The organism is Stenotrophomonas sp. CASM110 (genome assembly GCF_049384345.1).
Taxonomy (GTDB): domain Bacteria; phylum Pseudomonadota; class Gammaproteobacteria; order Xanthomonadales; family Xanthomonadaceae; genus Stenotrophomonas; species Stenotrophomonas muris.
Genome location: NZ_JBMRGI010000004.1, coordinates 70,072 through 84,088, shown reverse-complemented (window position 1 = coordinate 84,088; position 14,017 = coordinate 70,072). Strand labels below are relative to the sequence as shown.

Annotated in this window: 12 protein-coding genes; 10 read left to right on the top strand and 2 right to left on the bottom strand. The window is 67.6% G+C overall.

Annotation, left to right across the window (positions count from 1 at the left end; translation table 11 throughout):
- The first annotated feature begins 116 nt into the window (after positions 1–116).
- The 10 genes from VG561_RS04315 (at position 117) to VG561_RS04270 (ending at position 11,870) form a co-directional block, all read left to right on the top strand.
- The gene (locus tag VG561_RS04315) at positions 117–1,478 is read left to right on the top strand and encodes an MATE family efflux transporter (RefSeq protein ID WP_032956100.1); all 1,362 of its coding nucleotides are present in this window, start codon (positions 117–119) and stop codon (positions 1,476–1,478) included.
- A 455-nt stretch (positions 1,479–1,933) separates the two neighbouring features.
- The gene (locus tag VG561_RS04310) at positions 1,934–2,548 is read left to right on the top strand and encodes a CDP-alcohol phosphatidyltransferase family protein (RefSeq protein WP_014647547.1); all 615 of its coding nucleotides are present in this window, start codon (positions 1,934–1,936) and stop codon (positions 2,546–2,548) included.
- Positions 2,549–2,570: 22 nt separating this feature from the next.
- Positions 2,571–3,650 (top strand): class III poly(R)-hydroxyalkanoic acid synthase subunit PhaE, encoded by a 1,080-nt coding sequence (gene phaE, locus VG561_RS04305; protein ID WP_262093127.1) that lies wholly within the window; start codon positions 2,571–2,573, stop codon positions 3,648–3,650.
- Entirely contained in the window at positions 3,647–4,714 is a 1,068-nt protein-coding gene (phaC, locus tag VG561_RS04300) for a class III poly(R)-hydroxyalkanoic acid synthase subunit PhaC (RefSeq protein WP_032956096.1), read from the top strand. The genes phaE and phaC overlap by 4 nt, the downstream gene beginning before the upstream one ends.
- 33 nt (positions 4,715–4,747) lie before the next feature.
- Positions 4,748–5,116 carry a YfeK family protein gene (locus tag VG561_RS04295; protein WP_049408149.1) on the top strand — a complete coding sequence of 123 codons (369 nt, stop codon included), beginning with the start codon at positions 4,748–4,750 and terminating at the stop codon, positions 5,114–5,116.
- A 64-nt stretch (positions 5,117–5,180) separates the two neighbouring features.
- A complete protein-coding gene (locus VG561_RS04290) occupies positions 5,181–5,384 on the top strand; it encodes a PspC domain-containing protein (protein WP_014647543.1) in 204 nt (67 codons plus the stop codon).
- The gene (locus VG561_RS04285; protein ID WP_032956093.1) at positions 5,381–5,833 is read left to right on the top strand and encodes a hypothetical protein; all 453 of its coding nucleotides are present in this window, start codon (positions 5,381–5,383) and stop codon (positions 5,831–5,833) included. The genes VG561_RS04290 and VG561_RS04285 overlap by 4 nt, the downstream gene beginning before the upstream one ends.
- 829 nt (positions 5,834–6,662) lie before the next feature.
- Positions 6,663–6,878 carry a hypothetical protein gene (locus VG561_RS04280; RefSeq protein WP_005410085.1) on the top strand — a complete coding sequence of 72 codons (216 nt, stop codon included), beginning with the start codon at positions 6,663–6,665 and terminating at the stop codon, positions 6,876–6,878.
- A gap of 207 nt (positions 6,879–7,085) precedes the next feature.
- A complete protein-coding gene (locus tag VG561_RS04275) occupies positions 7,086–9,473 on the top strand; it encodes a Tex family protein (RefSeq protein WP_262093128.1) in 2,388 nt (795 codons plus the stop codon).
- A 207-nt stretch (positions 9,474–9,680) separates the two neighbouring features.
- Positions 9,681–11,870, top strand: coding sequence for a PAS domain S-box protein (locus tag VG561_RS04270; protein ID WP_014647539.1), 2,190 nt, complete (start codon positions 9,681–9,683; stop codon positions 11,868–11,870).
- Positions 11,871–12,176: 306 nt separating this feature from the next.
- Here VG561_RS04270 and VG561_RS04265 read toward each other — a convergent pair whose 3' ends face one another.
- Both VG561_RS04265 and VG561_RS04260 read right to left on the bottom strand, forming a co-directional pair.
- Positions 12,177–12,467, bottom strand: a complete 291-nt coding sequence (locus tag VG561_RS04265) for a putative quinol monooxygenase (RefSeq protein WP_046431272.1) — start codon at positions 12,465–12,467, stop codon at positions 12,177–12,179.
- A 62-nt stretch (positions 12,468–12,529) separates the two neighbouring features.
- Complete coding sequence (locus VG561_RS04260) at positions 12,530–13,618, bottom strand: DUF5694 domain-containing protein (protein WP_262093130.1); 1,089 nt, start codon at positions 13,616–13,618, stop codon at positions 12,530–12,532.
- Between the last annotated feature and the right edge of the window lie 399 nt (positions 13,619–14,017).

The window sequence follows — 14,017 nt, the reverse complement described above, 5'->3', positions numbered from 1 at the left end:
CATCGCGCCGTTGCTGAGCGACGGCGTCATCTGATCGCGGGCCGCGGCCCGCTTCCCCTGTGCTTGCTTTGCTGGCGGAAACGCCGGGCAGGGCGGCGCCTTGCCCAGAGAATCCCATGAGCCCCCCTGTACATCCGACACCTCCGGCAGCACCCCCGCTGTGGCGCACCTACCTGACGCTGCTGCTGCCGATGCTGCTGACCAATGCGTTGCAGCTGGCCGCAGGCACGCTGGACAACATCTATCTCGGCCACCTGCTTGGCACACAGGCGGTGGCTGCGGCCGCGGCGTTCTTCCCGGTCTTTTTCCTGCTGCTGGCCCTGGTGATGGGCCTGGCCACGGGCGCGATGGTGCTGATCGGCCAGGCCTGGGGCGCGGGCCGCCCGCAACAGGCGCGCGCGGTGGCCGGCAGCGCGGTGGCGCTGATCCTGCTGTTGTCGGTGCTGGTGATGGCCCTGGGCGGCGGTTTCGCGCCACAGCTGCTGGCGGCACTGGGCACGCCGGCAGCGATCCTCGGCGAGTCCATCGTGTACGCGCGCGTGCTGTTGCTGGCGGCTCCGGTGTTCTTCCTGCTGTGGCTGGCCACTGCCGTGAGCCGCGCAGTGGGCGATGCAAAGACGCCGCTGCAGGCGCTGCTGCTGGCCACGGTGGTCGGCCTGCTGTGCACGCCGCTGCTGATCCTGGGCTGGACCGGCCTGCCGCGGCTGGGGTCGGCCAGTGCGGCTGTATCGGCGGCGTTTGCCTCATTGTTGGCCCTGGGCTGGTTGCTGTGGCGCTGGCATCGGGTAGGACATCCCCTGGCGCCACGGCGCGAGCAGTTGCGTGCCATCCGTTTCGATGGCGCGCTCATCCGCGCGATGCTGCGCATCGGCGTACCGTCTTCGCTGCAGATGCTCAGCCTGGCCATTGCCGAGATCGTATTGCTGGGCTGGATCAACCGCTACGGCTACACGGCCACGGCCGCCTACGGTGCGGTCAACCAGTTGATGAGCTGGGTGCAGCTGCCGGCGATGTCGCTGGGCATTACCGCCACCATCCTCGCGGCGCATGCGATGGGTGCAGGGCGTACGGCACGGCTGCCGGCCATCGCCCGCACCGGCGTGCTGCTTGGACTGGCGATGCTGAGTGCAGTGGTGCTGCTGGTGATGGCGCTTGCGCCCTGGCTGACCGGCCTGATCCTGGTGGCTGCCGAAGCGCGTGAACTGGCGACGCTGCAGTTGCGCACGGTGGCATGGGGCGTGCTGGCGATGGGCGGCAGCACCGTGCTGGTAGGAGTGATGCGCGGCAGTGGCACGGTATGGCGGCCAGCGCTGCTGGGCATGGCGGCGGTATTGCTGCTGGAGCTGCCGCTGGCGATGTGGATGCAGGCGCAGCACGGGCTGGCCGGCGTGTGGTGGGCGTGGCCGCTGGGGTTGCTGGCGATGCTGGTGATGCAGGTGTTCTGTTTCGAGCGCTGGCGGCGGGTGCAGGCTGGGTAGTGCCGGCCGCTGGCCGGCAACGCGGAACGGTCGGGGCAGCCGGCCAGCGGCCGGCTCTACCACTTCAGGGCCGCTGCGCCAGCGGCAGGTGGAAGCATCCGGCATCATCGCCGCCCGTCACCAGGAATCGGACGCGGCGGCGGCGGGCCCGCCGGTGACCATAGCGCCGACTCTGCGGCTTGGGAAGTAGGGAAACCCCGCGGAAGAGTGATGAGGAAATGTCCACCGTCGCAGTCGGTGAGATCTGGTTGTCCACAGGGGGTGTGGATTACGCGTGGGCAACTTTGTGGATAAGCCCCGACAGGCGCCACCCCCCTAGGCTGTCAAGATGGGTGGCGAAAAATTCACCGCCGGTGACGACGGGTGAGGGGGCGGTGAAGGATCGGCTGAGCCAGCGCTGTCGCCAGCGGCGGCGCTCGCGGTAACCTGTGGGCCTTGATGCTCCGTGAGACCCCATGAAACGTCACTTCTCGATGCTGCGCGAATTCCAGCTGGCCGACTGGTTCACCCTGGCCAATGCTTTCTGCGGCACCGGTGCGGTCTTTGCCGCGATGCGCTTCCTGCAGGACGGCGAGCGCGGCTATCTGCTGTTCGGCATGGCGCTGATCCCGCTGGCCTTCATCTTCGACGCCCTCGACGGGCGCATCGCGCGCTGGCGCAAGTCCAGCTCCACCCTGGGCCGCGAGCTGGACTCGCTGTCCGACGTGATCTCCTTCGGCGTGGCGCCGGCGGCGCTGGCCTATGCCTGCGGCATGCAGGGCGGATGGGACTGGCTGGTGCTGAGCTACTTCGTCTGCTGCGGCGTCAGCCGCCTGGCACGCTACAACGTCACTGCCGAGGCGCTCGCCGGCGACGAGGGCAAGGTCACGTATTTCGAGGGCACCCCGATCCCGACCAGCCTGGTGCTGGTGATCGTACTGGCGATTGCCGCCGGCACCGATGCCATCGGCCAGAACATCTGGTTCGGCCAGTGGCAGATCGGCCCGTGGCAGCTGCACCCGATGGTGCTGTTGTTCGCCCTGTCCGGGTCGCTGATGATCAGCAAGACCTTGCGTATTCCCAAGCCATGAGCCAGCCCTGCGGAGGCCTGCGATGACCAGCTCGGCCCACGACACCGGCAGCAGCGATTTCGAAACCCTGGCCCGGCAGTATTTCGGCGCCTGGGGCGATGCCCTGCGCCATGCGAGCACGCCCGGCGCACCCGCCGGTGACGATCCCGGCAGTTGGCAGCGGTTGTTCGACTGGTGGGGCCAGCTGTTGCCCGAGCAGGCGCAGGGCGCGCCGGAAGATGCCGTGCGCCGGTTCCGCGAACAGGCGGGCAGCTGGTACGGCACCATGCAGGAGGTCGCCGCACGGTTTGCGGGCCGCGACGCCAGCAGTGCCGATGTGGCCCAGGCCTGGCGCGAGGCGGTGCAGGGGCAGGGCGACGGCATGCTCCAGTGGATGCTGCAGGGCGCCCGTGGCAGCACGCACGCCGGCGCCGCGATACCCGAATTCGCCGCCTGGCTGCAGCAGTTCCAGCTGCAGGCGGGCCCGTGGCTGCAGAGCCCGGCATTCGGCCCCGGCCGCGAGCACCAGGCGCGCTGGCAGGCCCTGCTGCGTGCGCAGGAGGAATACCAGCAGCATTCGCGCGCCTATGTCGATCAGATCAAGCAGGCACTGGACGAAGCCTTTGCGCTGTTCGAGCAGCGCCTGGCCGAGCACGAACAGCCCGGCAGCCAGCTGACCAGCGCCCGCGCGATGTTCGACCTGTGGATCGAAGTTGCCGAGGAGGCCTACGCCAAGGTCGCCATGTCCGAACCGTTCCAGCAGGTGTACGCCTCGCTGGGCAACGCGCAGATGCGCCTGCGCGCCGGCCTGCAGCGGGAGGTGGAACAGATGAGTGAACGGATCGGCCTGCCGACCCGGAGCGAGATGGATGCCGCACACCGCCGCATCGCCGAGCTGGAGCGCAGCCTGCGCCGCCTGCAGGCGCAGGTGGCTGTGCTGGCCGGAACCGCTGAGGTCGATCCGGTGGCGCAGCCGGCGCCGGCGAAGGTGAAGCCAACTGCGCGCAAGGCCGCGAAGAAGGCCGCGCCGGCAAAGAAGGCGCCTGCGAGGAAGACATCTGCAAAGAAGACATCTGCGAAGAAGGCCGCACCTCGCGCTTCCGATCGGGCGCGTGACCGATGAAGGGACCATTGGGCTTCAACGCCGATGACCTGATGCAGGAGAGCCTGGCCATGCAGCGCAAGCTGATGGAAGGGCTGAAGCTGCTGCCGCAGGTGGAAGACGTGCACTATGGCGTGACCGCGCGCGAGGAAGTCTGGCGCGACGGCAAGGTGGTGCTGTATCGCTTCGTCGGTGAGCAGGCGCCGACCCGGCGCACGCCGCTGCTGATCGTCTACGCGCTGGTCAACCGGCCGTACATGGTCGACCTGCAGGCCGACCGTTCGCTGGTGCAGAAGCTGCTGGCGCTGGGCCAGGACGTGTACGTGCTGGACTGGGGCTACCCGGACCGGTCCGAACGCTTCCAGACCCTGGAGGACTACCTGCTGCGCTACATCGACGGAGCGGTTGATGCGCTGCGCGTGCGCAGTGGTGGCCCGGTCGACCTGCTCGGCATCTGCCAAGGCGGCGTGTTCGCACTCTGCTACGCAGCGTTGCGCCAACAGAAGCTGGGCAAGCTGATCACCATGGTCACCCCGGTCGATTTCCAGACCGCCGACAACATGCTCTCGCACTGGGCGCGGCAGGTGGACGTGGACCTGCTGGTCGATACGCTGGGCAACATCCCGGCCGACCTGATGAACGCCAGCTACCTGATGCTCAAGCCGTTCCGCCTGAACGTGCAGAAGTACGTCGGCCTGCTCGACATCCTCGATGACAAGGCGGCGCTGGAGGACTTCCTGCGCATGGAGAAGTGGATCTTCGATTCGCCGGACCTGGCGGGCGAGGCGTTCCGCGATTTCATCAAGCAGTTCTACCAGGCCAATGGCCTGATGAAGGGCACGGTAAGGATCGGCGAGGAAGCAGTGGACCTGTCGCAGGTGACGCTGCCGGTGCTGAATATCTACGCCGAGCAGGATCATCTGGTGCCGCCGGACGCCTCGCGCGCGATGCGCGGGCGCCTGGGCACGGACGACTACACCGAGTCCAGTTTCCGCGGTGGCCATATCGGCATCTACGTGTCCGGGCGCGCGCAGCGCGAAGTGCCGGCCACGATCGATGGTTGGCTGAAGGCGCGCGACCTGTAGAGTCGAGCCCTGCTCGACTGACTTGGAGGGATGATGACGTACCGGATTTTGTTGATTCTTGCGGTACTGCTGGCAGCGCCCCTTGCCCAGGCCGCACCCGGTGCGGATGCACGGCGGGAGATCGCCCAGTTGATCGCCAGCCTGGACGGCTCCCAGTGCCGGTTCCAGCGCAATGGCAGCTGGTACGACGGCGGCGATGCGCGCGCGCATCTGCAGCGCAAGTACGACTATCTGCTGAAGAAGGACATGGTGGACAGCGCCGAGCAGTTCATCGAGCGCGCCGCCAGCCAGAGCAGCATGAGCGGCAAACCCTATCGCATCCAGTGCCCGGGGCAGCCTGAACAGACCGCAGCCGCCTGGTTCGGTGCGCGCCTGCAGGCGCTGCGTCACCGCACGCCGTAGACATGGGCAGGGTGTAGAGTCGAGCCACGCTCGACTGCCCTGTCCGTTGCCCGGAGCCGCCGCCATGAACACCACGCCCAAGACACTGTCGCGTTCATTGAACGACCGCATGATCGCCGGCGTGATGGGTGGCATTGCCCATCGCTTCGGCTGGAATGCCACCCTCCTGCGGGTGGTCTACGTGCTGCTGTCGCTGGCCTCGGCGGCCTTCCCCGGCATCCTGGTCTACCTGATCCTGTGGCTGCTGATGCCGAACGAGGCCGATTGAACACCGCCTCCCGGCCTTGGCCGATCTGGCTGCGCGCGCTGCAGGTGCTGGGCGCGGTGTGGACCCTGCCCAACACCCTGATCGGCCTGATGGGTGGGTTGGCCGGCATGCTCGGCGGCGCGACATTGCGCTGGAGCGGGCGTGACTGCGCGCTGGTGTTCGACCGTTGGCCGTGGGGGCCGGGTGGGGCGATCACCTTGGGCAATGTGATCCTGCACACGGGCCACGATCTTGGCATTTCCTGCCGGACCTACGCGCATCAGGCGGGGTGGGGCGTGGAGCCGCTGATCCGGCTGGACGACCATGAGCGTGCGCATGTCTACCAGTACATGGTGCTGGGGCCGCTGTACCTGCCGGTGTACCTGCTGTGTGGCGGGGTGAGTGCGCGCAATCCGTTCGAGCGGGCGGCCGATCATTTCGCCCGGTTCGGGCAAGGCTGGTGGCCGTAGTTTCCAGCCAACGGCGCAGCCCCTCGTGGCTTGGTCGCGGAATGCCTGCTTCCTGGGGGCTGGCCGGGTGGGTGGGGCCAGCGCGGACGCCGTGAACCCATCCATGGGGGCTTGGCCGCGGCTTGCACGTGTGCGCTGTCCTGCGCACACGGCAAGACCGGGGTTGGGCGTCCTGCCCAACCCGTCGGGCGCATGCGACCGACCCATGCCGCGGATACCCCGCCACCCCCACCCACCCGGCCGCTGACAGATTCCGTGCGCGTCCAGCCACGGAAGAGATAAAGAACAGCAAAAGCGGGTCGCGCGCTGCGCTTGCTCGTGTAGAGCCGAGCCTGCGCTCGGCTTCGCGGACTGGCCGGAAAGCAGCCGAGCGTGGGCTCGGCTCTACAAGAAGCGAGCCGGCCATTCCGCTTTTGCTTTTGGTCTTCTTTTTTCTTTTCCGTGGCTGGACGTGCCCGAAAACTGTCGGGGGTCGGGCGGGGTGGGTGCGCGGGACCGTTGGCGCCATGGATGGCGCCATCGAGCCCCCAGGGACGGGTTCACGGCGTGTCCCGCGCACCCACCTCGCCCGGCCCAATCACATCAAACGCGTTACACGACCACCCACGAGGGGCTGCGCCGTTGGCGGGAATCCCCAACGGATTCGTTAGCCGGAAGTTAAGGATCCGTAAGCATTCTGCTGCGATCCCGCAGTCATCTGCATGCAACCGATCGTCATTAGCCTTCGTGACGTTCCAGTCAGGTTCGACGCGGTAAGCTCTCCCCCGATGAGCTCGCAGCATCGCTCATCGAGTGCAGTAAGCAGTAGCAATTTGGAGGAATACATCACATGGCAATCGTTCTTTATGTCGGTGGTAGCAAGGATGGCGAGAAGGGCGTGGTGCCCTACGGCTTCAGCAAATCCCGCGCCGACACCGCGCTGGGGCCGGAGTTCTACACGGAGCGGTTCATGGAACTGCAGGGTGTCGGCAAGGTTCGCCTGATGGCCCTGGAAGGCATGCGTGACGAGATCGTCATGCAGCGCGCTGCCCGCCACTACCGCTGACCTTCGCAACACGCGGCAGGGCGCGCCCACCATCGCGCGCCCGCGCCGGCATCCCAGCCCCGGGCCAGTCCGGGCCCGCTCTTTGCCAGGATGCCGGCGTCCACTCCGGCTACGCCGCTGAACCCCGTCCCCTGTCAATGCCTTGTCCGGCTCCGTCGTCGGTTGCCAGAATGGGGTCTTCCCGTAACGCGGCTCAGACCTGAAGCAATGCACGACGCCAAGAACGCCCAGAGCGCGCTCGCCCAGCAGATCGCCCAGACCATCGCCGACGAGATCGGTGCCCAGTCCGCCCAGGTACGCGCCGCCGTCGGCCTGCTCGACGAGGGCGCCAGCGTTCCGTTCATCGCGCGCTACCGCAAGGAAGTGACCGGTGGCCTGGACGACACCCAGCTGCGCAACCTGGAAACCCGGCTGACCTACCTGCGCGAGCTGGAGGACCGCCGTGCGGCGGTGCTGGCCAGCATCGGCGAGCAGGGCAAGCTCAGCGACGAGCTGCGCAATGACATACTGGCCGCCGATACCAAGAGCCGGCTGGAAGACCTGTACCTGCCGTACAAGCCCAAGCGACGTACCCGCGCCCAGATCGCCCGCGAGGCCGGTCTGGAGCCGCTGGCCGATGGCCTGCTGGCCGATCCGACGCAGGACCCGCAGACGTTCGCGGCCACCTTCGTCGATACCGACAAGGGGGTGGCCGACACCAAGGCCGCGCTGGAAGGCGCCCGCGCGATCCTGATGGAGCGCTGGGGCGAAGATGCCGCGTTGGTTGGCGAGCTGCGCACCTGGCTGGGCGAGACCGGCGTGATCCGTGCCCGCGTGGCCGAGGGCAAGGAAACCGAAGGCGCCAAGTACCGCGACTATTTCGAACATGCCGAATCTCTGGCGAAGATTCCCTCGCACCGCTTGCTCGCACTGTTCCGTGCGCGCCGCGAGGAGATCCTGTTCCTGGAACTGGACCCGGGCAGCGATGCCGAAGCGGGCCACCAGTACGCCGAGGGTCGGGTGGCACGCAAGGCCGGCATCGCCGACCAGGGTCGTGCCGCCGACCGCTGGCTGCTGGATGCCTGCCGCCTGACTTGGCGCGCCAAGCTGCACACCCATCTTCTGCTGGACCTGTTCAACCAGGCCCGCGAAAAGGCCGAAGCCGAAGCCATCGCGGTGTTCGGCGACAACCTGAAGGACCTGCTGCTGGCCGCACCGGCCGGCCCGAAGACCGTACTCGGCCTGGACCCGGGCATCCGTACTGGCTGCAAGATCGCCGTGGTCGATGCCACCGGCAAGCTGGTCGCCACCGACACCATCTACCCGCATGAGCCACGTCGCCAGTGGGACCAGTCGGTGCAGACGATCAAGCAGCTGTGCGCCAAGCACAACGTGGAGCTGATCGCGATCGGCAATGGCACCGCCAGCCGCGAAACCGACAAGCTGGCCGGCGAAGCGATCAAGGCTGCCGCCAACCCGAAGCTGCAGAAGGTCGTGGTCAGCGAGGCGGGCGCCTCGGTGTACTCGGCCTCCGAGTTCGCGGCCAAGGAGTTACCGGGGCTGGACGTGTCGCTGCGTGGCGCGGTATCGATCGCTCGTCGCCTGCAGGACCCGCTGGCCGAACTGGTCAAGATCGAACCCAAGGCGATCGGTGTCGGCCAGTACCAGCACGACGTGGACCAGTACCGCCTGGCGCGGGCGCTGGACGCGCGCGTGGAGGACTGCGTGAACGCCGTGGGCGTGTATGTCAACACCGCCTCGGCCGCGCTGCTGTCCCGGGTGTCCGGCCTGTCGGCCACGGTGGCCGAGAACATCGTGCGCCATCGCGACGACAACGGCCCGTTCAAGCGCCGCAAGGACCTGCTGAAGGTCGCGCGCCTGGGCGAGAAGACCTTCGAGCAGTGCGCCGGCTTCCTGCGCATCGCCGATGGCGACCAGCCGCTGGACGCCTCGGCGGTACACCCCGAAGCCTATCCGGTGGTTGAGCGCATCGTGGCCAGCACCGCGCGCCCGATCAAGGCGCTGATCGGTGACGGCAGCTTCCTGCGTGGCCTGAAGGCAGAACAGTTCACCGACGACACCTTTGGCGTCCCGACCGTGCGCGACATCCTGAAGGAACTGGAAAAGCCGGGCCGCGACCCGCGCCCGGAGTTCAAGGCGGCGCGCTTCGCCGAGGGCGTCGAGGACATCAAGGACCTGCGCGAGGGCATGGTGCTGGAGGGCGTGGTCAGCAACGTGGCCGCCTTCGGGGCCTTTGTCGATATCGGCGTGCACCAGGACGGCCTGATCCACATCTCGGCGCTCTCCGATACCTTCGTGAAGGACCCGCGCGACGTGGTCAAGGCCGGTGACATCGTCAAGGTGAAGGTGCTGGAGGTGGACGTGGCGCGCAAGCGCATCGCCCTGACCCGGCGCCTGGACGATACCCCGGGCCAGGGCACCAGCCGCCCGGGCCAGCGCGATGAGCGGGGCCAGGGCCAAGGGCCGCGCCGTGACGCTGGCGGCCAGAACCGTGGACCGAACCGCGGCCAGGGCGCTGGCGGCCGTCCGGCCCAGTCTGCGCCGCCGGCCAACAATGCCCTGGCCGAGGCCTTTGCCCGGGCCAAGCGCAGCTGAGGATCGTGCCCCCCGTCACGGTTGATCCGGGGCGGGGGACTTGTCGGTTTTCCCCGTGATTGCGCACACTTGCGCCTGAGGGGGGCGTTTGGCCTCCCCGCTGTCGCTGGGGAGGACCATGACGCCAGCACGACCCGCCGTCTTCGTTGCAGGCCGCAGCGCTCCGCTGCGGTCGGCGCCTGCCCGTGCCGGCAGGGGACCGGAGTGATGCCGGGCCAGGGCACCCACGGCAATGGACTGCTGGAGCGCCGCCTGCAGGCGTTGGCGGAAGAGCGTCGCCGGCTGGCGATGATCATCGACGGTACCGCTGCGGGTACCTGGGAATGGAACGTGCAGACCGGCGAGATGCGGGTCAATGCGCGCTGGGCCGAGATTGTCGGTTATCGCCTGGATGAGCTGGAACCGATCTGCCAGAAGACGTTCCTGAAGCTGGTCCATCCCGATGACATTGCGCTGTCCGATGCAGCGCTGGACGACCATTTCGAAGGGCGCAGCGACAACTACGCCTGCCTGCTGCGCATGCGCCACAGGAACGGCCAGTGGATCTGGATCCAGGACCGTGGCCGGGTCTTTGAATGGGACGGGCAGGGCAAGCCGCTGTGGATGGCCGGTGCCCATGCCGATGTCACCGAACTGCAGCAGGCAAGGCAGGACGCGGCCGAGACCCGGCAGCGCCTGCAGGCCGTGGTCGATGCGTCCGATGAGGTGGCGGTGATCGCCACCGATACCGATGGCACCATCACCCTGTTCAACACGGGGGCGGAGCGCCTGCTGGGCTACAGCGCGGCGGAGGTGGTCGGCCAGCGCCGGCTCGACGCCTTCCACGATCCAGCCGAACTGAAAGCGTGGTTGCAGCCGCTGGCTGATGCTGATGGCAATCTTCCCGGCGTGTTCGAGGCGCTGAGCGCGCGTGCCGACGGGCAGACCTACTCGCGGCAGTGGACGCTGCTGCGCAAGGATGGCCAGTCACGCCAGGTACGCCTGTCGATCAGCCGCATGGAGAGTGCCGATGGAACGCGCATCGGCTACGTCGGCATGGCCATCGACATTACCGAGATCCTGCAGGCACGCGCCGAAGCACGACTTTCGGCAGAGAAGTTCGCTGGCGCGTTCACCTCCGCCGCACTGGGCATGGCACTGGTGTCGCTGGAAGGACGCTGGCTGGATGTCAACGACGCGCTGTGCCGGATACTGGGCTACCCCCGAGAAGAGCTGCTGCAGGTCGATTTCCAGCGCCTGACCCATCCCGATGACCTGCAGACCGACCTGGCCCTGGTACAGGACCTGTTGGCCGGGCGACGCAGCCACTATCACCTGGAAAAGCGCTACCTCGACCGCGACGGCCGCATCATCTGGGCGCGGCTGTCGGTGTCGCTGGTGCGCAACGAGCATGGCGAACCGCTGCATTTCGTGTCGCAGATCCAGGACATCACCGCCCAACGCAGCAGCGAGCAGCGCCTGTTCGAGAGTGAACAACGCAGCCGAATCACGCTGGATGCGGTGGCCGACCTGGTGCTCAGCGTCAGCCTTGATGGCCGCATCGACTACGCCAACGCGGCTGCGGTGCGCACCCTGGCCGGTGATGGCGCCTTGTCGCTGGCCGGGCACAAGGTGCAGGACGTGCTGGCGCTGACCACCGAGTACGCGCCCGGCTCGGTACTGGATGTGACGGTGCTGCTGGACCCGGAGAGCAACGCGGTGGACCTGCACGCCGACCTGCTGCTGCGCCTGGGCACGGCAACGGTGCCGGTGGACCTGACCCGCGCCTGGCTGCGCGATGACGAAGGCCACGTGCGCGGCGCGGTGTGGGTGCTGCGCGACGACACCCAGCAGCGGGCACGCCAGCGCGAAGCCCGCCACCTGGCCGAGATCGATCCGCTCACCGAACTGAGCAACCGCCGCGGTTTCGAGGTGCACCTGCAGCAGGCGATCACCCGCGTGGAGCGCACCGGCCAGGCCGCCTCGCTGATGTACATCGATCTGGACCGCTTCAAGCCGGTCAACGACACCTGGGGCCATCTGGCCGGCGATGCCGTGCTGTGGGCGGTGGCCAGCGTGCTGCGCCATGGCGTGCGCGATTCGGACGTGGTGGCACGGTTGGGCGGCGACGAATTCGCGGTCATCCTGTCCGGTTGCACGCCGCGGCGTGCGGCCCGCATCGGGGGCGAGCTGCTGCACACCCTGGCCGCGCTGTCCATTCCGTGGGACCAGGACCGGCTGCGGATCGGTGCCAGCATCGGTATCGCGCCGCTGGCCGGCGGCATGAGCGTGGACCAGGCGGTGGCTGCGGCCGATGCCCAGTGCTACCGGGCCAAGGCGATGGGGCGCAACAACGTGCAGGTGCAGGGCGAGTTGTCCCAGCTTCCGGGTGACGATCCCGACGCCGCGGAGGACTGATCTCAGCCTGTGAGAGGACGCGCGCGAATACTGCGCGCACTCCACTCACGCAGGTAACCTCCATGAATGCCTGGAACCCGGTTGCGGTACGCAAGTTCATTCCGGCCCTGATCGGCTGGTGCCTGGCGCTGGCCGCCTGTCTACGCGCCGAACAGCTGCGCGGCGACCTGCACGCAAGGGCGTTGTTGCCCGTGTTGCAGCAAGGTGCAGTCGCGCTGCTGGTCCTGAGCCTGTCCTGCACGGTTGCGGCCTGCCTGTTGCTGTGGCGGCATGGCCGCAGCGATCATGTGCATCCCGCTGCAGGCACTACACCCGTACGGCATCCATCAGCAGGAACCGGCACGGCGCACACTGGAAGGCATTGATCTGTGGCACCAGGCGCTGGAAGTGTTCGCTGGCACAGTGCAGGTCGAGCGCGGCGCGGTCGGGCCACAGCTCGATGAAGATGAAGTGGCCCGGATCCTTCTGGTCGACGAACAGTTCATAGCCGAGGCAGCGCGGCTCGCGCAGCGTGCACGCCACCAGCTCCCGGTACAGGGGAAGCACGGTGTCCACCGCATCGGGATGGATGAAATCCTCGGCGATCACTTTCAGCATGTCGGCACCTGCGAATCGGGTCTTGCAGGATAGTGCCGGCGCATGGCCGGCACCTGTTCCCGTCAACGCAATACCGTGTCCGCACTGACCAGCCGCACGTCATGCATCTGATTGAGGTAGGCCTCGTAGTAGCCCTTGTGCGAGGCACCCACGATGGCCAGCATGCGTCTGCCAGGATGCTGGCTCAGCACGTCGCGGATGTTGGCGACCATGCGCAGGTTGCGGGTTTCCCAGTAACCGACGTACATCCGGCCGAACGCCTTGGAGGACGGCTCGACGAGCGTCGCGCCGAAGTCGCTCTGGTAGGCGGCCATCGCCGCCGCCGGGCTGTTGTAGTCCCGATACAGCGCCATGACACCGCCGGGCTTGTCCAGATCGGCCACGAGGCGTTCATCGGCCTCCCGCCGCACGCGCGAGTGCGTATTGTTCCAGGCACCGGTGATGGCCGCGCTGGCCGCCGCTTCATCCTCGGCGGGCGTGGGCGAATCGGCCGTGTGGTCGTCCACGGCCCACAGGCGTTCCTGCCCGAGGCGGGCGGCGACCTCCGCGGCGATCAGGTGGGTTTCATTGCGGCGAACCAGGCCTTTTTCGAGGATCTCGACCAAGGCAGGTGTCAGTCCATCACCGCCTTTGCGCTCGGACGCAGGCAGGCGCAGCCACTGCACCTGCGCCGAGCCGCGTTCACCCGCTGCCAGGAACAATGCTGCGAGCCGACGACGCTGGGCGGGCGTCGGCTCGTCCGGCCAGGTCGCAAGCAGGTGCTCGGCCTGGGTGTTCGCCGTAGGCACGTCCAGTCCGGTCGCAGCCTGCGCAGCGGTGGTGTCGAAGCAGTAGGTGGCCACGCTCTCCGCATAGCGTGCCGGGTAGCGACGCATGAAATCGCACTGCAGGCCTGACAGGTCTTCGGTGGCGATCAGCTCGGGCTTCCAGGCGACCAGTCGCTGCAGCAACGGTTCAAGCAAGGCGGGCTGGAAGGACTTGGGCAGGCCGGACAAGTGGGGGGTGCCCAGTACCAGCACTTCGTTCGGGCGCCCGGCAGGCGGGCCCTTCAGCTGGTCGGGATGGAAGCTGGGGCGGTAGGTGGCGTCGGCAGCGAAGGCGCCGCTGCTGCACAGGCCCAGGATGAGGAAACTGGCCAGGCGTGGGAACATGCGATCTCCGTGTCAGTGAGCGTCCTGCGGTTCGCTGCATGCTGGCCAGTTTCATCTACCACCGGATCTCCCGTTGGTCATGCAAACCTTTTCCGCTTGAACTGCATCCGCGTGCCGGGCAAGGCTATGCCCAGTGACGGCGACAACGCGCGACATATGCCCTGACGACACCCGGTGCCGAGCAGAACCTGCCCAGCCGGCACCCGGCGAAACCGCTCGGCGGTGCCCCTGTCGCGCGTGAGCAGAATGTGAAGTACATCGCGATTGTCTACCGCATCCCTGCAGGAGCATCTGAAGATGCGACGGACGTCGCGGAATCCGGCTAAAGCCACCGATCGCATCGCCGATATTCCCTCTGGATCCCGCTCAAGTCGCCCGCTGCAGGACCCCAGGCTGCCC